Genomic DNA, 20,433 nt, shown 5'->3' with positions numbered 1-20,433 from the left:
TTTATGAAGAAACAAATTGCAATACTTACATTCTATTTTGCACATAATTATGGTGCTATGCTGCAAGCATATGCCCTAAAAAGGCATTTGGAATTATTAGGAAATACTGTAAATATTATTCCATATTTCCCGTCTTATTTAAAACAGGGATATTCAATCAATCCATTTTTAAAAGGTATATCAATTAAACGTAGAATATACAATATGATTTCGTATTTGAAACGATATAAACAAGCAGAAAAATTCGAAGAATTTAAAAAAAATCTGATTTTAATGAAAGAATTTTCTGAGAGAGATGATCTGATAAAATTTCTTAAACCATATGATGTTTTAATATGTGGAAGTGATCAGATTTGGAATGAAAAGATAGCAAGTGAAAGTGAAATATACTTTGGAGCTGGGATGGATATTACAAAGATTTCTTATGCGGCAAGTTTAGGAACGAAAGAATTGTCTGAAATTCAAAGGAGAAATGTAAAAAAGTATCTATCTGAATTTTTGTCTGTTTCAGTCAGGGAAGAAACTGGCAGAAAACTTATTAAAGAATATATACCTGATGTACAAGTCGTATGTGATCCGGTTTTTTTATTGCCTCCGAACGATTGGGAAGAAATAGAATGCAGAATGACAATTCAAAAAAAGTATGTCCTTTTATATTTACTTGAAGATAATAAATTATTATATGAATACGGAAAAAAGTATTCTCAAGAAAACAATTTGGAAATATATGAAATACATCCAACACGAGGAATACATCATTGTGAAATTAAACAGTTAAATAATATAGGGCCTACAGAGTTTTTGTACCTTGTAAGAAATGCAGAGGCAATTTGTACTAATTCATTCCATGCGGTTGCGTTTAGCATTATTTTTGAAAAAAAATTAATACATATTCCCAATAGTAATTCTCCTGAAAGATCTCTTTTTTTGTTAGAAAAAGTAGGAAATAAAGTGATAAAAGATGATTTGAATAAGTTTCCTATCTATGAATTTAAAGAAAAAAATGTAATGTTTAATAAATTTGTTGAAGATTCAAAACAATTTATTAAAGACTTTATATTTGAAATTTCTAATTAATTACAGAAGGGTAAAATCATAGGATGAAAGCCTCCTTATTGCTAAAAAAATATAAAAAATTACCAATACAGTTAAAGGCATCAATATGGTTTTTGATGTGTGCCTTTATGCAAAAAGGAATTTCAGTGTTTACAATGCCTGTTTATACTAGGTTGCTTACGACAACAGAGTATGGCCAGTACAATGTCTTGCTTTCATGGCAGAGTATTATTAATTGTATTGTTGTGTTAAACTTATATGGAGGAATGTATGCGCAAGGGCTGGTGAAACATGAAGGAAAGGAACGACGTATATTTGCTTCATCTATGCAAGGATTGGCATTTGTTTTAGTTTTGGGATGGGGATTAATTTATACTATTTTTAGGCAATATTGGAACCAAATATTGTCTATAAAAACGTCTCAAATGCTTTTAATGATGATTATTATATGGACAACTTCTTCATTTAATTTTTGGGCTGTTGAAAAACGAATTGAATTGCAGTACAAAAGGCTAGTCTGTATTACTGTTATCGCTTCTATATTGAATCCTACACTTGGAATAGTATTGGTAAAGATTTCTACAGACAAAGTGACCGCTAAACTTCTTGCAACGGCAATTATTGAAGTGATTTTATATGGCGCTTTATTCATTAATCAAATCACAAAAGGAAAAGTTTTTTTTTCGAGAAAGAACTGGAAATATGCATTGACCTTTTGCATCCCTCTTATTCCACATTACTTATCACAGGTAGTGTTGAACAGCAGTGATAGAATAATGATTCAAAAGCTTGTAGATGATTCATCTGCAGGTATCTATAGCTTGGCATATTCAGTTTCAATGATAATGATGCTATTTAATAATTCACTTTTGCAGACGATTGAACCGTGGCTTTATCAGAAACTAAAGGAGAATAAAGCAGAGAATATTAAGAGAGTAATGTATCCTTCATTAATTCTTATTGCGGCGGTCAATATTTCACTCATTGCATTTGCGCCTGAAATAATCAAATTTTTTGCTCCTAATAGTTATTATAATGCAATTTGGGTGGTTCCCCCTGTAACTATGAGTGTTTTTTTTATGTTTCTATATTCTTTTTTCGCATTGTTTGAATTTTATTTTGAAAAGCCGCATTATATAACGATAGCAACAGTAACAGGGGCGTTAACTAATATTGTGCTTAACTATTTTTTTATTGACATTTATGGTTATTATGCAGCAGGATATACTACACTGATATGTTATATGATTTATGCTCTAATGCATTATTTTTTTATGAGAAAAGTAGTAAACGACAATATGGGAGAGATTAAAGTATACGATCTGAGAGTAATTGTTATAATATCAACTGTTTTTATTTTAATTTCCATTGCTTTACTAATTTCATATAATTATTTTTGGATTAGATATATATTATTGTTGTCGTTCATTATATTAGCTATAATCAAAAGAAAGTTTTTACAAAACACAATTATCAATATTAACAAAATGCGGAGTAAGAGGAATTTAGAAGCTTAATAGTCAAGGGAGGAGTTTGTATGGATTATTCTGTTAAAGAAAATATTTTAATGTTAATAGCTCTGCTGAAGAAGCATGGAATCAGAAAAATTGTGGTTTCTCCAGGAACTACAAATGTGATGTTTGTTGCCAGCATTCAGCAAGATAAATGGTTTGAAATTTACTCATCGGCTGACGAAAGATCAGCAGCTTACATAGCATGCGGTATGGCGGAAGAATCAAACGAATTGATTGCGATTACATGTACGGGAGCTACAGCTTCGAGAAATTATTTTCCTGCGTTAACGGAGGCATACTACAGAAACCTTCCAATTTTGGTAATTACATTTTCACTAGTTGAGGCGGTCTATGATAATCTGATGCCACAAGTCATTGATCGAACCGTTGCACCTAATGATACAGTAAAAATGTATGTTGAGATTCCAGAGGTCAAGAATGATATTGATTTATGGAAAGCAAATTATCTTATTAATAAAGGAATTCTTGAGTTGACACATCATGATAAGGGACCAGTACATATTAATTTGATAGATGCATTCAGTTATGACTTTTCCGCTAAAACCTTACCAAATGTGAGAGTTATAAAAAGACTCTTTGTTATAGATGATTTGCCAGAAATAAAAGAATCTAGAATAGCGATATTTATTGGTGAACACACCATTTTTTCGACAGAATGTATAAATGCAATAGACGAATTTTGTTCCTATTATAATGCTGTAGTAATTACAGATCATACATCAAATTTTAGAGGAAAATATAGTGTGTTAGGAGCACTTATCACGTCCCAAGAGCAAATAAAAAAAGAAGCAATTAGTTTCGACTTAATCATTGATTTAGGAGGCATTACCGGTGATTATTATATGGTCGATACAAAAAAATCATGGAGAGTTGATCCATCGGGCAATATAAAAGATCGGTTTCATAATGTGGAAATTGTTTTTGAAATGCCTGAAATAACTTTTTTTGAAAAATACATTAATATTGCTAAAGAACATAATTATACTGCTGATAATAATTCGGAGATTCTAAGATGGAAAAATTTGCGCGAGCAGATTAGTAGTCAGATTGCGGAACTGCCGTTTTCCAATATTGAGGTTGCAAAGTATATGTCGGAGTTTATTCCAGACTCATGTTATGTTTACTTTGGAATTCTTAACTCTTTAAGAGCTTGGAATTTTTTTGAATTACCGTCACATGTACAAGTATTTTGCAATGTTGGAGGATTTGGAATTGATGGGGGAATGTCCACATTTCTTGGTGGATCTATTGTAAAACCAAATATTCTTCATTTTCTTTTTATCGGTGATTTGGCTTTTTTTTATGATATGAACTCTTTGGGAAATCGTCATTTGGGAAGGAATATCAGAATATTACTCATCAATAATGGATGTGGTACAGAATTTAAACATTATAGCCATCCGGGATCAATGTTTGGGAATGCGACTGACAATTATATTGCTGCAAAGGGACATTATGGAAATTGTTCAAGACAGTTTGTAAGACATTATGTAGAGGATCTTGGTTTCCTATATTTATCCGCTGACAATAAATTGGATTTGAAAAAGCAGATAAATGTCTTTACAGATGAACAATGTGAACAATCTATTGTGTTTGAAGTATTTACAAATCCAAAAGACGAGAGTGATGCACTTAAAACAATTCGAAACATTATTCATAATGTTTCAATGAAACAAATTGTAAAAGATACATTAGGCCCAAGTAATATTCAAAAAATACGGTCAATAATTCGAAAATGAGAGGCAGATAATGAAGCAAACAAAATATATAAAGAGGGTATTAAGATGGATTATTAAAGGCATTCCAAATGTAACTGTAGATGTAAATATAAGTTCTGTAAATAATGCTAATCTTCTTAAAGGAAAAAATGTGCTTGTAACAGGATCAAGCACAGGGATAGGATTCGAAATCGCAAAGAAATGCATACAGAATGGTGCAAAAGTATTGATTAATGGACGAAATAAAGAAAAAATTCAAAAGGCTTTGGAAAGACTTGAAAATCGGGCAGAAGCGCTTCCATTTGATATTAGTAACGTATATAACAGTGATGAATTTATTGCTCAAGCTAAAGAAAAATTGAACGGAGATATTGATGTTTTGGTATGTAATGCAGGGATTAGTTTTCATGAGAAGGACATTATGCATGTAACGATAGATGGATTTAACCAACAATTTGATACAAACCTGAAAGGAGCATACTTTTTGGCAAAATCTTTTATAGAGAAGAGAAAACCGGAGAAGGAATATTGTATATTATTTGTCTCATCGGAGAGGGGGTTCCAATGCGATGATATCCCATATGGATTAACCAAGGCTAGCATTAACTCATTGGTAAAGGGACTATCACGGAGATTTTATACAAGTGGAATTAGAGTAAATGGCATTGCTCCGGGAATCACAGTATCGGAAATGACTCAAATTAATAGAGATAACCTTTTTGAAGACCGGCTTGCTTCAAAAAGATATTTTTTACCAGAGGAGGTTGCAGAAGTTGCAAATTTTTTGATTAGTGATGCATCTAAATGTATTTCAGGAGAAGTAATTGCTTGTGATGCAGGAGAATATATCAGTTCTTATTTTTGATAAGAGGGGGATAAAAGATGTCTTTGGTTATAGCACTTGGGACACTTATAATTTTAACTGTTTTTGAAACAAGTTATTTTAAAGTAGAAGTATTCGAAACTGTGCCAACAAATTTATGTGGAATTTGTCTTATACTACATCTGCTAGCATTTTTCAATAAATTATACATGATTGATTTAATATTTGTATTAATTATGTTAGGATTGCTCATTGGACACTTCTTATTAAAACAAAAAAGAGGGAAAGATTTTGGTATTTTACATTTAGACGGAATTGTTGATTCATTTAATAATAGAACACTTATTGTGTTAGTCGTTACGATTGTATTCGTATGTTTTTTCATGCGAAATAGATATATTGCTGGATGGGATGATTTTAAGTTTTGGGCGGCACAAGTGAAATCATTATTTTATCAAAATGGATATGGAAAACCTTATACGAATATATGTAATTATTTTGGTGATTATCCGATGGGAAACCTGTTAATGGAATATTGGTTTGAGAGATTGGGGGGAGAATCTTTTCGAGAATCCTTATTATATACGGGACAAATGATTTTTTCAATTGGCTTTTTAGTGCCGATAATAAAAAAGATGCCCTCAAATATAATATCAGTTATTGTTTCTATTATATTGTTGATTTCTTTTGGATCGGCATTTACAAGGTTTGGCATCGGATTAGAAACCTGATCGAACTATGGCATTTGCATATGGAGCAGCTCTTGTGAGTGTGTTGAACATGAAGTCTCATCCTGACAATTTCTTCTACAGGATACAGTTTGGATTGATATTGGGAGTTATATGCCTTCAGAAATCGATAGGATTTTTATGGGCAATATTTGCATTAATATTTTATTTGGTTTTCTTTAAAATAGATAAACAAAAATTAGGAGTAATAGAGGCTAGACGTTTAAAATTAAAGTTGGGAGGTGTATTTGCTACAATTATTGTTGTTATTACAGGAAGTTGGAATATATATTGCAATGTCTATAACCGATCAACATATCTCACTCAAGAAATGGCAAATAGTTTTGGAATGTCATTTTCAGACCAAGTTCAACATATTAAAGACCATATATATATCATCCCCTTATTTTTGAAAATTATTTTTTTAAAAGAAATGAATTGTTCAAGTTTCTATCCTGAACTTAAATGGAATGGACTTAACCTTTCTCCATTTGCTTTTATCCTATTTGCATATATATTATGCTTTTTAATGTCAAAAAATAATGTAGATGGAGTAAAAACGGTATGGAGATTTTCAGTTGTGGTAAATCTGCTATATGCTTTAATTTTATTGTGGAGTTATCTTTTTATGTTTTATAGAGAACTTTCACCAGAACGCCTAGCACATCTTCAAAATATGACATCACATTATTATGAGCCAGCAATATGCGGAATGATCATGTGTGTATATGGGGTTGCACTCCAAAATAGAAATTCGCTTAACATAAAACATTGGTCTAGTCCCTATCATAATTTTTTTATAATAGGGTTTATTACGCTTTTATTAGTTAATATTCCTATGGTATTTGTATTTTCTTTTAACAACAATTTTGTAAAAAGTTACTATGAAGTACCGGCTGAACAAAGAAAAAAATATAGTGCCGAGATAAAGGATATGGTTGAACAGATAAAAAAAGTAGATGATCCTAATAATGCAAGAGTAGTAATCTGTGAAAAACAATCTTCAGGTTCAGATGATACTTTTCGATTTTGTTTATTGCATTATGAGGTTTCTCCAATTTCAACAGTTGATTATATTGGTGAATTAAATATGGAAACCTTATCTGATTTAATTAGCAAAAATCATTGTGGGTATGCTTATATTGCAAATTCTTATTCTGATACAGAAGAATTGTTTTATGATTTTTTTGGTGATGATTTCAAGTTTGACACTCTGATTAAACTAGAGGGAAGGAAATTTGAACATGCAAGATGAAATAGCTATACTTATTCCTGCATACAAGCCAGACAGAGTGATTTTCAAATTATGTAACAGCCTCTGCGGCAATAAGAAGGTGAAACTTATTGTCGTAGATGATGGCAGTGGGAATGATTATGAATGTCTTTTTTCAAAGCTATCCACGGAATGTGTCGTTTTGACGCACTCCTTTAATCGTGGAAAAGGTGCAGCATTAAAGACAGGATTTGATTACATTTTAGAGAACTTCCCAATGATTGTCGGTTGTGTTACGGCTGATGCAGATGGACAGCATACAATAGACGATATTTTAAATTGTGCATATGCCTTGTTAAATAATAAAAATTCATTAATTATGGGATGTAGAACATTTGATGGAGAGGACATTCCGTGGAAAAGTAAAATTGGAAATAAATTAACAAGTCGATTATGTAAATATTTTATAGGTTTGGACCTTTTAGATACACAGACTGGCCTAAGAGGTATTCCGGTCGAATTTATGAAATGTTTGATAGAAACTAAAGGTGAGCGCTACGAGTTTGAAATGAATATGCTGATAGAGTCACAAAGATATGATGTACCGATTATAGAGATTCCAATTGAAACAGTTTATGAGAATAATAACATAGCTACACATTTTAATCCCTTTCTAGATTCATTGCGAATTTATAAGGTGCTTGGCACTGTGTTCCTGCGGTATGTTTTTTCATCATTATCATCAAGCGTTTTGGATATTGTATTATTTGGAGTATTATACTCAATCTGGGGGAAATGGAATAGCCTATGGGTAATCCCTTGTTCTACGGCCCTTGCTCGTATTGTATCGTCCTTATATAATTATCTCATAAATTATATTTTTGTTTTCGATAGTAAAGAAAAAAAGAGGATATCGTATGTGAAGTATATGATGCTGGTAATACTCCAAATGACAATGAGTGCTGTACTTGTTTTAGCGATTTCCATACAGTTAAAATATATACCAGAGGTTGCTATTAAGGTATTTGTGGATACTATTTTATTTTTTATAAGCTATAAAATACAACAAATATATATTTTTTAGAAATAGTTTCTTTAGAGCACGGAAAGTCGGTTCTTGTCATGTATGATACAACGGAAAGGACGGAAGGAACTGAAGTCGGAATACCAAGGCTTGTTTGTGCGGATGAGGATGTAATCTATTCTTCCTTTACAGAACTGCTGGATGACAGTACCTCCTACAATCCAAGGCTCATGCTTCGAATCCATATGGTGATGGTATGGCTTGTAAAAGAATTGCAGATATATTGGAACTTGGATACGTGCTAAAAGAGCCGGAATAATCCGGCTCAAATTTATCGGGAGTTCATGAAACGCAATTATTATTATCGCAAATCACCAGGGAATAGCTTATCAATAGAGTTCATGACGAGATTCTGGAAGATAGCATGTATGCTTGCTGATTATCATAAGCAATCCTAACAGCGAGAATCCGTCTGGAATAAGGAAACTCACCGATTAGAATGTGAACCTTTTGAGACACTTACATAAATTTTGATTAAATCTTCCATTGTACAGCCAAAAACCTTAGCAAGGCTATACACCGTATCTACACTTGCTTTGTTGATGTTTTTATTTCGCTGTTCATACATCTGAATCGAACGAAGGCTGACACCGGAACATTCCGCTAACTCTACCTGAGTAAAGCCATATGCTGTACGAATACGCTTCAAATTAGTTTCAGGAAAATGCTCCTTTATTTTTGAGTCCACAATGTCAACAAATTTTGTTATATCTGCTTCGTGGAGAGTGTAGTACATTTTTTGCAAATCCTCAAAAGAAATAGCTTTAAAAATGTCATGGTACTTCCTGCCGGAATACCATTGATAATAGGAGGCAGCCCAACCAATCCGGTATTCCCTGGAGCGTTTAAAACGATCTTTTGGCTTTATTTGAAGTTTTTGTCCTTTGGTTTCTTCAACAATTTCCCGGACAATTTCAATACCGCTTTTACCTGCAAGACAGGAGGGTTCACCATTTTCCATTCGTTTTCTTACAGAACTTACAATAAACAGTTTCACGAAGTCATTTCCGGAAATACCGCAAATATTGACGGCATAATCAAAGACATCACCAAGTACCGATTGTGCCTTACTCAGATATATTTCCTGGTATGCGTAGGTCATCGTTTTTAATACCTCCTCTCATAATATCCTGAATGTACAGTCCATCACTCTCTTCTTCAAGCATTTTCAGATAAATCTGATTGGCTTCTTCATCTCTGGTTTTGCGCAGAATATAGTATTGGCCTTTTTCGGCAACATCAAAGCCTTCGTATTTCAGTTTGGAAAAGGCAAACTTTGATTTAATAACTATTTGTTCTCTCAACTTTCTAAGCCGCATAGTGCATGCGAGCTGCTCAACCGTAATGCCGTTGTTAAGAAATGACTCTGCGTAATCAAAATAGGAATCGTCCGCACGGTAACCTGTGATCAAGTCAAAGGCAAAATGTTCAGGTATTCGGTATCCAACGTATAGCGTTTAGAAAAACCATCATTCAAGGAGGATACCGCCCATTCTTTTGCAAGTTCCTCATTTGCAGTACAATAAAATCCAGGACCAAAATCGTTATTATTCTTTCCTTTTCCGAAGTCCGGCTGTTCTATATTTTTTTCTGAACCATGGTATATTGTAATTCGCTTGTCCATTTTCCCGACTTCCCTTCTTATTGCTGTAATTGTATCGCCAAAGTGATAAGGAGCCAATGGGTTTTGAGACGGCCATATCACCGAAGTGATAAATAGTTACTAGTCACATGGTGCCATGTATTTGCTGCACGACACCGTGTGACCAGTATCTCTGCTATATCGTAACCCGAAACGTACTCCCTCCGCCCTCCGTATCCCTCACATCCAGCTCAACCCCCTGTATCTCCGCCAGCTTCGCCGCAACAGACAACCCCAGCCCGAAATGCTCCTTCTGCCTGCGGGACTGATCCTGCCTGTAAAACCGGTCAAAAATCAACCGCTTCTCCCCATCTGGAATCCCAGGGCCATGATCAATCACAGACACCTCAACATGAGGATGCAGATACTTTGCTCGCAGTACGATCCTTCTGCCATCTCCGCATTTCACGACTGCTTTGCGCCCAATGTCTGTTTCCGCATCCCTCACAGCCACGCTTTGCTCCCTGTTTCCGCCATCCCCCAGCCCATACGCCACCGCATTATCCAGCAATATCGTAAAAATCTGCCGGCACAATGCCGGATCAGCATACACCTTCGGCATCGACTCATCAGGCAGCTCCAGCAGAAGCTTTCCGTTTCTCGACACGCAGAGCGGCTCATACACCTCCAACAGACTTAGCAGCATTTCATCCATTTCAAAATACATCTTCTTCACCGCCCATTGCTTCTGATCTGCCGCGGCCAGAAGCAGAAGATTTTTTACAAGCGAGCTTCCCCTCCGGCACTCTTTTCGGATCACGTCCAGGAGACGCACCTGTTCCTCCGGGGCGTCCGCGATGGCGTCGGCTGTACTCTGGATAACCGCCAGGGGGGAGCGCAGCTCATGGGAAGCCGCGGCAACAAAATCCTGCTGCTTTTCGTAAGTTTCCTCCAGCGGCTTCAAGGAACGGCGGACAAACCAGCGCCCTGTCAGGAAAAGAAGCAGTATCCCAATGCAGTCAATCCCAAGATAAAAAATCAGCGTTTTTATGCTCTGCATCTGGCTTCCGGAAATATCCTGGAGCAGGATCAGCTTCTTATATCCGTTGGCGGTCTGGATGATCAGAATATTTCCCAGATATAAGTCTCCTTCATCCCCACGGATTTCCAGCAGTGAGCTTTGCAGCAGATTTGACGAAATGGGATGCGAATTTGGAAAAATCCCCTCCTCGGCAGCCAGATTTTCCGCGCGATCGAATAATTTCTCTCGTTCCGTGCGTGTCTGGTAGGAGCCGGGAAAGAAGAAAGGCGAACCATTTTCTTCTATATAAATAGCGAGATGGTTTTTATGTTCTAACTGAGCCAGATAAGAATCGGAGAATATAGAGTCGGTCTGCAGACGGGACATGAGTGTAAAAAGCTGATCCTGGAACATAGAGTTTTGGCGGCTGTTCTGTGAGGCGAGATAGGACAGAAAAGCGACCGCAAGTATCAAAGTCAGGATCAGCCCGGTGCTCAAAGTATAAAGAATCACAAATTTCTTTTCCAATTTCGGAAACATCACGTTCACGTTACCGCTCCTTCCAGTTTTCACACCCTGCTCAGGCGTGACCAGCAGCCCCTTCCATCCGATACCCCAGCCCATGCACCGTAGCGATCACGGCGCGGCTCCCCATGGCGCGCAGATGCTTTCTGAGAAAATAAATATAAGTATCCAGGTTACCATCCTCCACCGCGCCGTCCGGTCCCCATACCCGGGAGAAAATCTGCTCCCGGATCAGCGTTTTTTCCGGGTTGCGCAGGAAAAATTCCAGAAGCAGTGATTCGCGCCGGGAAAGCTGACGCTCCTCCATGCCGCAGGTTAAGAGGCGGTTGTCCGGATCAAATCGGATATCCAGATAGGAAAGGCTCTGATGTTCCGAAAATGCCTGGGGCCGTCTGGAAAGCGCGCGGATGCGTGCCAGAAGCTCCTCAATGGCATAGGGTTTTACAAGGTAGTCGTCGGCCCCGCAGTCCAGGCCGTCGATCCGGTCGTTGATGGTATCCAGCGCAGTGGTCACGATGACCGGTACCGTGATGTGGTTCTGGCGGATGGAACGCAGGATGGACAGGCCGTCGATTTCCGGCAGCATCCGGTCCAAGAGGATCAGGTCGTAGGCGTCCTTCATGGCACAATAGAGCGCCTCGCTCCCGGTATGGCAGCAGTCCGCCGTGTGGTTTCTGGCATTTAGCTGCAGACAGAGCGCGTCACACAATTCCCGGTCGTCTTCTATGATTAAAATATGCATCTGATTTCTCCGTTAAAACATGTTTGTATCTGTCATATGAAATACAGTATACCAGACATTTCTCAAAAAAACCTTAAAAAATTTCCGCATCTTTTCAAAGTTTTTTTGAGAAATTCCATATATACTGATTTTAGTGCACGAACGAACATAAAAGGAGAGAAAACCCAATGACTCAAAAAATTTCACCCATAAAGAAAAAGAAACGGGGCCGCTTTCTGGCGTCCGTATTACTTCTCGCACTGACCATTTCCTCTCTGCCCGGCTGCTCCAAAAGCAGCGGCGCGGACAGCAGCGGGGATTCCGGCACCGCGTCCGCCAAAGGCCGCTACATAGAGGAGGACATGGAGCTTCCCCTTGGAGACGGCGAAGAGGTGCTCAGCCTTGGCCAGACAAAGGAAGGCGCCCCCATCCTGTTTTCCAGCGTCAATAATGCCCAGGTGAACCGGTATGAATATGACGGAAAAAAATGGAACCAGACCTCCCTGGACTGGCTGGGCCAGATATTTACGGCGCAGAATGCCGTTCCTATGGAGGTACAGGAAACCGCCGGCGGCGTGCAGTATATACGGGGAATGTCTGACGACGGGATGACCCACATTGCCCGAGGCGGGGAGGGAGAAAGCGGGGAGGAACTGCAGATCCCTTATCTGTCGCAGGACACCGGGATGGGATTTCCTATTGTGACCGGATTTACGGTGGACGGCGCAGGAAATTACTGGCTGCAGATACCGTATCAGGCAGCAGCGGCCGTGATTGACAAAGAAACACTGGAAATGCTGGAGGAAATCGCCACTGTCCAGAATTTTTCCATGATGAACCGTCTCATATTCTCCGGAAATGGTACTGTGGCGGTGAATACGGAAGACAATATCTACACGGTCTATGAAGAGAACCGTCAGCCCCAGGGGACCCTTTCGGTGAAAAAGAAAGGGCAGGCATGTATGTGCAGTGACGATGAACACTGGTATATCATTTCGGAGGAAGGGATCACCCGCCTTACTGTGGGAAATGATGCCCAGGAGGTGATCATGGACGGCGGCCTGGGAGCCATGGGCTCTACCGTGAACACTGTGATGGGAGCCGTCCGCGGAAATGAGGATGATTTTTATGTGCTGTATTATCAGGAAAAAGCAGGCACCTACAGCCTGAAGCGATATGTATTTGACCCGGAGGCTATTGCAGTTCCGGAGCATACGCTGCAGGTATTCGGGCTGTCGGACAGCGATACGGTTCGTGAGGCGGCTATCGGCTTCCAGAAAAGCCGCCCGGATGTAAAGGTAGAATTTATCACTTCCGGAAAACAGTACGGGGAAATTACGTCAGACGATATCCGAACGCTGAATACGGAGCTGCTTGGAGGAAAAGGCGCGGATGTGCTTCTTCTGGACGGACTCCCCATGGACGCATATATGGAAAAAGGGATTTTGGCGGATTTGTCGGAAACGGCGGAGGCCATCATGGAATCCGACACCTATCTGGAGGAGATATTGAAAAATACCGCGTCAAAGGAGGGGAAGATCTACGGCATACCGATCAAATTCACGGCTCCCATCCTGTTTGGAAATGAAGATGTGAAAAAGGCGCTGGCCTCACTGGACAGCCTGAAAGCGTTTCTGGAACAAGATCCACAGGCAAGTGTATTTGGCCTGGCAGACAAAGACTATATCCGCGATTTTCTGTTCCAGCTGTATCAGGATGACATTTTCACTGCGGACGGAAAAGTCGATCAGGAAAAGCTGGCGTCCCTTCTGGAACTGGCAGGAAAGATTACGGTAAACGCAAAGGCATCGCTGTTTGAAGAAGACGGGAGAGAAGACGAGGAAGATTATGTAAAAAATCCATTTATCAACTCGGGGTTCTCAACTCTGATCAAGCATCCGGAAGGGGCAACCACCACCGACATTGCCTGTCTTGCGGACATGATGCTCCCCTATACGGTGATGCGGCAGGAAAATCTGACGCCGGAATCCGTTCAGGGATTCTACCAGCCAAGGGGCGTGGTGGGCATCAACCAGAATACGGCCCAGATGGAAATTGCAGAGGAATTTGTAAAATACCTTTTCTCTCAGGAGGTGCAGTCCGCACAGCTGGACGATGGTTTCCCGGTTCTGGAAGCAGCGCTGCAGGATAAAAAGAGGGAGGCTGAAAGCGACTATGCGGCCAACTATTATATGATGTCCAGTTGGGATTTTGGCGGGGAAAAGATTGAACTGGAAGCGGGATTCCCGACGGCGGAGGAAGTGGGAGCGTTCATTCAGATGTGCGGTACACTGACCAGGCCGGCGAAACAAGAGCGGATCATCTGGAACCTGTATCAGGAGGAAGCAGACCAATATCTGGAAGGCGCGGTTGATGCAAAAACGGCAGCAAAAAATATCGCCCGGAAGGTGGATACCTATCTTGCGGAATAGAAACAAGACAGGGAATAGAATCAAGACAGGGAATAGAATCAAGACAGGGAATAGAATCAAGATAGGGAATAAAAACAGGATGTCACAGCGGGAGTTCAGGGAAGCGGGGTGCGGGTATCTTTTCCTGCTTCCCAGTCTCCTGGGAACGGCCGGATTTGTTCTGATTCCGTTTCTGGATGTGTTCCGCAGGTCATTTTTACAGGCCGTGGGGAGCGGTTTCGTGGGATTGGAAAATTACCGCCTGGTTCTGGCCAATGAGGCGTTTCGCCGGGCGGCAGGCAATACGGCCAGGTTTATGCTGGTCTGCCTTCCCATCCTGCTGGCCTTATCTTTGGGGACAGCGGTTCTCGTCCGGCAGGTGATTCATTTTCAAAGATGGGTCAAAACCGGATTTCTTCTGCCCATGGCGATTCCGGCGGCATCTGTGGCAGTCTTTTTCAGGATGCTGTTTGACGGGAAGGGATGGCTGAACCTCCTTCTGGGGGAAATGGGGCTGGCCGGGCAGGACTGGCTCACCTCCGGGCGGGCGTTCTGGGTGCTGTCCGCCTGCTACATCTGGAAAAATCTGGGATACGACATGATCCTCTGGCTGGCCGGGCTGGGGGCGATCCCGGAGGAACAGTACGAGGCCGCCCGGGTTCAGGGCGCCGGGGCATGGGATTGCTTTCGATACATTACACTGCCCCAGCTGAAGGAAACGCTGTTCGTAACCGCACTGCTCTCATTTGTCAACGCATTCCGGGCGTTCCGGGAGGCATACCTGCTGGCCGGCGAATACCCCCATGAAAGCATTTATATGCTGCAGCATTTGTTCAACAACTGGTTCGTCAACCTGGATATCCAGAAAATGACTGCGGCGGCGGTGATGCTGGTGATGGGGACAGGGACGGTGCTTCTCGCATTCCGGAAAAGCGGGGATGGGGAGGACTGATATGCTTCGGTCAGGGTAAAATGCTGGAAATAGTTTCGACCAGAGAACGCAAAGCGTCAAAGGGCAATTAGAAAACTGGAAAATAGTTTCGGCCAGAGACCGCAGAGCGTAAAAGGGCGATTAGAAAAACAGGAGAGATCATTTGAAAGAGAAGTGGCCGGATTTATCAGGAAAAAGAAAGAACAGGGCCGGGAAATGGGCGGTTCGGATCATATTATGTGTATTTGCGGCGATCATGGTGCTGCCGCTGCTGATGCTGTGCGCGGATTCCCTGATGGGACGCCGGGAACTGATAGAGACCTGCGGAGCCGTGCTTGCGGGCCAGGGGGAACGGGCCGGATTCCGGTTGTTCCCCAATTATCCCACACTGAGGGCTTATGTCCGCCTGCTGCTGGATTCGCCGGAATATTTTACCGCATTCTGGAATGCCATGCTTCAGACCGTCGGGGTGCTGGCAGGGCAGTTGCTGGCGGCGGTCCCGGCGGCATGGGCATTTGCGCAATTCCGGTTTCCGGGGAAAAAAATGCTCTGGTTTCTGTACATGCTTCTGATGATCCTGCCATTTCAGGTCACTATGGTGTCGGGCTATCTGGTTCTAAGCGGGGCGCATCTTCTGGATACCCATTGGGCGGTCATACTGCCGGGGATTTTTTCCACGCTGCCGGTGTTCATCCTGCAGAAAACATTTGCGGGGCTTCCGAAAGAGGTGCTGGAAGCGGCCAGGCTTGACGGCGCGGGAAATGTGCGGATCTTTCTGGATATCGGGATTCCCCTTGGGATGCCGGGGATCTTTTCCATCCTGATTCTGGGATTTCTGGAATACTGGAACGCCATCGAACAGCCCATGACCTATTTGAAAACAGAAGCGCTGTGGCCTTTGTCGCTGTATCTGCCCCGGATGATCCAGGCAGAAATGGCGTCTGCATTTGCGGCATCCATCGTCACATTGCTTCCGGCAGTGCTTTTATTTTTTGCAGGACAGGAAAATCTGGAACAGGGAATTGTAGCTTCTGGAATGGGGCGGGCGGTAAAATCAAAGAACCGGGAGGATTGGTAGTTTGGACAGAAAAACGAAACGGAGGGCGCGGGTACTTGCGGGATTTCTGATCATTATGTCAGTTTGCACCGTGCTTTCCAGAGCAGCGGCGTCGGTACTGGTGGCCCAGGTTCAGGTGGAAAAACCGGGCCGGGGAAAACTGTCGTATTCCTGCGGCGGAAGTGGAACCGTAGTGTCGGTTCGGGAAAAGACTATATTTCTCTGGGCGGATCAGCAGGTGGAGTGGGCAGCGGAGACGGGGAGTACAGTAAAAGCCGGGGACTGCCTGATCCAATTCCGTATGGAACATCTGCAGCGTGCGATCCAGAACAAACAGGCAGAGCTGGCACAGTTGGAAATCCAAATACAGCAGCAACAGATATCCGCCAGGGGAACGGCACGGGTGCCGACGGCGGAGAGGGCGCTGCAGAACTTGAAGGATGCGAAGGAAAAGCTTCAGGAGGCCCAGGAGAAGGAAGCAAAGGCCCAGGAGGAGTATGAACAGTTCGGCGGCAGCGCATGGACCGGGCTGTCCAGCGGGCGGTCAGGAACGATCAGCGGCCGATCCGATAACGGGGCAGAGGGAGGACAGACGGGAAGTTTTGGAGATGTGTCCGGCAGTCAGCCTGGAACTTCCGGAGGAACGCCAGGCGGTGATCAGCCCGGAACTTCCGGGGGATCATCTGGTAGCGACCGCCCCGGTAATTCCGACGATACATCTGGCAGCGACCGTCCCGGTAATTCCGACGATACATCTGGCAGCAACCACCCCGGTAATTCCGACGATACATCCGGCGGCCACCCCGGCGGTGATACTCCCGGCGGTGCAACCGACGGTGACCAGCCCGGCACTTCCGACGATGATCCCGGCGCCATATTTCCGGATGATTCCAGCAACCTGTCCTCCCGGGAGCAGGAGCTGAAAGCAGCGCTTCAACAGGCCCAGGCGGATGTGGAAGCTGCCCGGCAGGCAGTCGCCCAGGCTCAAACAGATTATACATTTGCCCAGAAGGAAGATTCTGCACAGAGCACCAATGAAGCCAATGCGGTGCAGTCCGCGCAGTTAGGTGCTCAGTCCCTGAATGTGCAGGCAGATACGGCAAGGCGGGCCCTGGAGGAGCTGACCGCTTATCAGAACGCCGGCGGGAAGATCTGTGCGGAGCAGGAATGTACGGTATTGATGTCCAGTGTGCAGACAGGCACGTTTACAACAGGCGCAGAAGTGATGGTGACAGGAAGCGGGGGCTGGAAACTGAAAGGTTATGCGGACGCAAAAGATAAGGAAAAGTTAAAGGCCGGAGCGGAAGCAGAGATTCGTCTGGGGGCAGGAAAGAAGAAAACGGTGCGGATTGAGTCCATCGCCGCAGAGCGGGCGGCAGGTTCGGGAAACGGAGCGGGGGAGAGCGGTTCTTCTTCCCAGTCTCTTCAATTCTGCTGGTATGCCCGCCTGCCGGAGAACACTGCGGCGGAAAATGGAAATGCATTTACATGGAACGTCAATTCCTCCTCAGATCAGGAATACGAACAGCTCATCCCGCTCACGGCGCTGCGGGAGGATTCCACAGGGGCATACTGCCTGATCCTTTCAGAAGAAAAAAATATGCTGGGAAGGGTGCAGACCGCAAGGAGGATTCCGGTGACCGTACTGGAAAAGGATGCGCAGAAGGCTGCTGTTACATCCACCCTGCAGGGGACAGACCAGATCATTGTCTCATCGGAAAAATACGTGGAGGAAGGAGACCGGGTGCGGATCAAAGAATGAACGTTGATTTTCGAAAACAAAGGTACATGCTCTTTACGCTGCTTTTGCTTATCCTTGCAAACCTGTTTGCGGTGCCGCGGCTTTATACCCTGAAAGGCTATGCGGATATGCTCATTCTGTGCTGTCCCGGGGGAACCCTGTCAGCGTCGGTGTGGGAGCAGTTGAAGAACCAGGATGCCAATGAAAAAACCGAAGAAAATGAACTGTTTTCCCAGGCAGCTCTCTGGAAATCTCTGAAAGAAATTACAATTTCGTCCGAACAGAACGGGCGTGAGCAGAAAGTCTCCTGCTATCAGATCAAAGGCCAGCCCGGAGCAGTTTTTGGGGAGGGGCTCCTTTCGGGAAGGTATTTTACGGAAAAAGAAGACAATGTGTGCCTGCTGGATCGGGACACTGCCCGGAAGCTGTTTGGCTCGGAACATGTATTGGGAATGGAAGTCCGGATCAACGGAACATGCTGCCGAATCATCGGAATACTAAGCGAAAGCCGTCCAGTCTGCGTCATTCCGGCAGGGGTCGGTGCATCGTCTGCCGGAGCGGACAGCGGCTTTGACGGCGCGGCCGTTCGGAAAAAAGAGAGCGGGCAGTCCTCCGACCTGACGATCAGTCGGATGGAAACCCTATTCGGAAGAGCCGGCGGCCAAAGGATAGACGGACACCTTTATTACATGACGGCATGCCTGATTCATTTCGGAATATTCTCATGGATTTTTGTTTTGGCGGGAATCGTTTTGGGAAAGAGAACGCATAAAAAACGGATCGCTGCGGTATGCCTTGCAGCGGCAGCAGGAACATTGTGGCTGGGAATCCGATTCGCGGCTCCCGGAAGTGACTACCTGCCTTCATACTGGTCTGATTTCGACTTCTTCAGCCGTATTTTCCAGGAAAAAATAAAGCAGATCCGGGAACTTGCCGCATATCAGGAATTTTCGGCATGGCAGGAGCTTTTCCGTGCCTGGCAGCAGGTGATCGGGGCTGACATTTTTGGCGGAATGGTGTGTATTATCTCGTTTTATTATACGGGATGTGTAAAAAAAAATAAAATGACAAGGCTGTGCTGAAAAGTCGGAAAGTGTGCTTGACATTCAGAGAGAAAGTGATATACTGTTTGTAAAGCAAGCTTTCCCTATGCGGAATAGATTCATATAAGGATATGAGGAGGGAACTCATGAAAAAGAAAAAAGGTTTTTGGATCATGTGTATCATTGTCGGATTCATTCTGGGTGTCACCGGGATGACCCTGGCCGTAGACCAGGGAGGCAGTCTGCGGAATGCATACGGAGTCCTTTGGATGGCGGGCTGCTTACTGTGTCCGATCAGCATCAACAGAATAGCCCGCCTTTCTTATGAAAAGGAATTTCCGGATTTGGTTGACAAGGAGAAAATCGAATATCAGGATGAGCGGAATGCTATGATCCGAAACATGGCAAAGGCAAAGAGTGCGGACAACATCCACTGGGCGCTTCTTATCGCGGCCGCGCTTGCTTTCTTTGGAGACAAGGATGGCCCGCTGTGGCCCGCGGGGGTTCTTATGGGGATTTTCATCTTAAGATACGGGATGGAATCCTATTATGCGTATAAATACAAAAAAGAAATGTGAAGTGACTGATTCTAGTCGGATAAAAACTGTGAATAGTAAGTTACTGACATTGGTTCACACGGAGTCCACAGCTGTAGCCGTACTAATTATGGAAAACCTTTTCAATCTTCTGGACTACTCCTCTCTTGTCTCGATATCGTCACCAGTATATTGTTTTAGGTTTGTGGATGCTTTCGGCTTGCCCGGTTGCTTATTTGAAGAATCAAAAAGAGTGTAAAGCCCTTGATGATTCAATAAAGACTTTACACTCTGATTTATGGTTACTCTTTTATTCTGTCAAGTTCTGTCAGATTCACGCCTAAAGAAGTAAGTATACCTTTTAAGTCAATGTATTCCTCCTTTAGGTCGGCATATGTTCTTTCAGCATTTTCTTCCCTTGCTAAAAGCATACGCCGCTGCACTCTTGAAAAATCACGGATTGAATCTCTGATGATTTCCCCTGTATTCGGCATAGAATCGCCTCCCTTCTATATAATATGAAAATACTGTCTATGAGATATCTCCATTATATCAAAAGGAAATTTGGGTGTAAAGTCTTTATTCAATTATCAAAGCGCATAGGATTTTGATAGGTTACAGTTCACGGCCTGACCGGCCGAGAACTGTAACGCACCCAGCCCATTGAAAAGTCGCCTGACGGCGGTCCTAAGCGCCAGCGACGCTTGT

Annotated in this window: 18 protein-coding genes and 1 pseudogene; 14 read left to right on the top strand and 5 right to left on the bottom strand. The window is 42.8% G+C overall.

From position 1 onward, the window contains the following. Positions 1 to 3: 3 nt before the first annotated feature. From EBB54_RS19800 to EBB54_RS19765, 8 genes are read left to right on the top strand one after another with little or no spacing between them, the layout of a single operon-like run. The gene (locus EBB54_RS19800; RefSeq protein ID WP_125128659.1) at positions 4 to 1,077 is read left to right on the top strand and encodes a polysaccharide pyruvyl transferase family protein; all 1,074 of its coding nucleotides are present in this window, start codon (positions 4 to 6) and stop codon (positions 1,075 to 1,077) included. A gap of 23 nt (positions 1,078 to 1,100) precedes the next feature. Then, positions 1,101 to 2,573 carry a lipopolysaccharide biosynthesis protein gene (locus EBB54_RS19795; RefSeq protein WP_125128658.1) on the top strand — a complete coding sequence of 491 codons (1,473 nt, stop codon included), beginning with the start codon at positions 1,101 to 1,103 and terminating at the stop codon, positions 2,571 to 2,573. 20 nt (positions 2,574 to 2,593) lie between these two features. After that, complete coding sequence (locus EBB54_RS19790; protein WP_125128657.1) at positions 2,594 to 4,330, top strand: thiamine pyrophosphate-binding protein; 1,737 nt, start codon at positions 2,594 to 2,596, stop codon at positions 4,328 to 4,330. 10 nt (positions 4,331 to 4,340) lie between these two features. After that, complete coding sequence (locus tag EBB54_RS19785) at positions 4,341 to 5,174, top strand: SDR family NAD(P)-dependent oxidoreductase (protein ID WP_205128758.1); 834 nt, start codon at positions 4,341 to 4,343, stop codon at positions 5,172 to 5,174. A gap of 17 nt (positions 5,175 to 5,191) precedes the next feature. Then, on the top strand, positions 5,192 to 5,863 hold the full coding sequence (locus EBB54_RS19780; RefSeq protein WP_125128655.1) for a hypothetical protein: 672 nt from the start codon (positions 5,192 to 5,194) through the stop codon (positions 5,861 to 5,863). A 7-nt stretch (positions 5,864 to 5,870) separates the two neighbouring features. Next, positions 5,871 to 7,115, top strand: coding sequence for a hypothetical protein (locus EBB54_RS19775; protein ID WP_125128654.1), 1,245 nt, complete (start codon positions 5,871 to 5,873; stop codon positions 7,113 to 7,115). Continuing rightward, on the top strand, positions 7,105 to 8,157 hold the full coding sequence (locus tag EBB54_RS19770; protein ID WP_125128653.1) for a glycosyltransferase: 1,053 nt from the start codon (positions 7,105 to 7,107) through the stop codon (positions 8,155 to 8,157). The genes EBB54_RS19775 and EBB54_RS19770 overlap by 11 nt, the downstream gene beginning before the upstream one ends. Before the next feature lie 38 nt (positions 8,158 to 8,195). Continuing rightward, positions 8,196 to 8,402 (top strand): hypothetical protein, encoded by a 207-nt coding sequence (locus EBB54_RS19765; protein ID WP_125128652.1) that lies wholly within the window; start codon positions 8,196 to 8,198, stop codon positions 8,400 to 8,402. Positions 8,403 to 8,584: 182 nt separating this feature from the next. Here EBB54_RS19765 and EBB54_RS19760 read toward each other — a convergent pair whose 3' ends face one another. The 4 genes and pseudogenes from EBB54_RS19760 to EBB54_RS19745 all read right to left on the bottom strand — a co-directional run bounded on the left by EBB54_RS19760 (position 8,585) and on the right by EBB54_RS19745 (position 12,027). Further along, complete coding sequence (locus EBB54_RS19760; protein WP_125128651.1) at positions 8,585 to 9,259, bottom strand: helix-turn-helix transcriptional regulator; 675 nt, start codon at positions 9,257 to 9,259, stop codon at positions 8,585 to 8,587. After that, positions 9,225 to 9,781, bottom strand: a pseudogene (locus tag EBB54_RS19755) (DUF3990 domain-containing protein). The gene EBB54_RS19760 and the pseudogene EBB54_RS19755 overlap by 35 nt, the downstream one beginning before the upstream one ends. Before the next feature lie 154 nt (positions 9,782 to 9,935). Continuing rightward, positions 9,936 to 11,300: a sensor histidine kinase gene (locus EBB54_RS19750; RefSeq protein WP_170178138.1), complete on the bottom strand. Its 1,365-nt coding sequence runs from the start codon at positions 11,298 to 11,300 to the stop codon at positions 9,936 to 9,938. A gap of 40 nt (positions 11,301 to 11,340) precedes the next feature. After that, the gene (locus tag EBB54_RS19745) at positions 11,341 to 12,027 is read right to left on the bottom strand and encodes a response regulator transcription factor (protein ID WP_125128649.1); all 687 of its coding nucleotides are present in this window, start codon (positions 12,025 to 12,027) and stop codon (positions 11,341 to 11,343) included. 167 nt (positions 12,028 to 12,194) lie between these two features. Here EBB54_RS19745 and EBB54_RS19740 point away from each other — a divergent pair, with 167 nt between their 5' ends. The 6 genes from EBB54_RS19740 to EBB54_RS19715 all read left to right on the top strand — a co-directional run bounded on the left by EBB54_RS19740 (position 12,195) and on the right by EBB54_RS19715 (position 19,767). Next, entirely contained in the window at positions 12,195 to 14,438 is a 2,244-nt protein-coding gene (locus tag EBB54_RS19740; RefSeq protein WP_125128648.1) for an ABC transporter substrate-binding protein, read from the top strand. Positions 14,439 to 14,517: 79 nt separating this feature from the next. Then, positions 14,518 to 15,369, top strand: coding sequence for a carbohydrate ABC transporter permease (locus EBB54_RS19735; protein WP_243127735.1), 852 nt, complete (start codon positions 14,518 to 14,520; stop codon positions 15,367 to 15,369). Positions 15,370 to 15,604: 235 nt separating this feature from the next. Then, on the top strand, positions 15,605 to 16,426 hold the full coding sequence (locus EBB54_RS19730) for a carbohydrate ABC transporter permease (protein ID WP_170178137.1): 822 nt from the start codon (positions 15,605 to 15,607) through the stop codon (positions 16,424 to 16,426). 1 nt (position 16,427) lies between these two features. Further along, positions 16,428 to 18,167: an RND family efflux transporter gene (locus tag EBB54_RS19725; RefSeq protein ID WP_125128645.1), complete on the top strand. Its 1,740-nt coding sequence runs from the start codon at positions 16,428 to 16,430 to the stop codon at positions 18,165 to 18,167. Then, complete coding sequence (locus EBB54_RS19720; protein WP_125128644.1) at positions 18,164 to 19,228, top strand: ABC transporter permease; 1,065 nt, start codon at positions 18,164 to 18,166, stop codon at positions 19,226 to 19,228. The genes EBB54_RS19725 and EBB54_RS19720 overlap by 4 nt, the downstream gene beginning before the upstream one ends. Before the next feature lie 107 nt (positions 19,229 to 19,335). Then, positions 19,336 to 19,767, top strand: coding sequence for a hypothetical protein (locus EBB54_RS19715; RefSeq protein WP_125128643.1), 432 nt, complete (start codon positions 19,336 to 19,338; stop codon positions 19,765 to 19,767). Positions 19,768 to 20,027: 260 nt separating this feature from the next. Here the strand turns inward: EBB54_RS19715 and EBB54_RS19710 are convergent, their stop codons facing one another. Beyond that, the gene (locus EBB54_RS19710) at positions 20,028 to 20,219 is read right to left on the bottom strand and encodes a hypothetical protein (RefSeq protein ID WP_004074776.1); all 192 of its coding nucleotides are present in this window, start codon (positions 20,217 to 20,219) and stop codon (positions 20,028 to 20,030) included. Positions 20,220 to 20,433 lie beyond the last annotated feature (214 nt).

This window comes from Schaedlerella arabinosiphila, assembly GCF_003885045.1.
GTDB classification, from domain to species: Bacteria; Bacillota; Clostridia; order Lachnospirales; family Lachnospiraceae; genus Schaedlerella; species Schaedlerella arabinosiphila.
The sequence above is the reverse complement of the archived record's forward strand: the minus strand, read 5'-3'. Positions and strand labels throughout refer to the sequence as shown.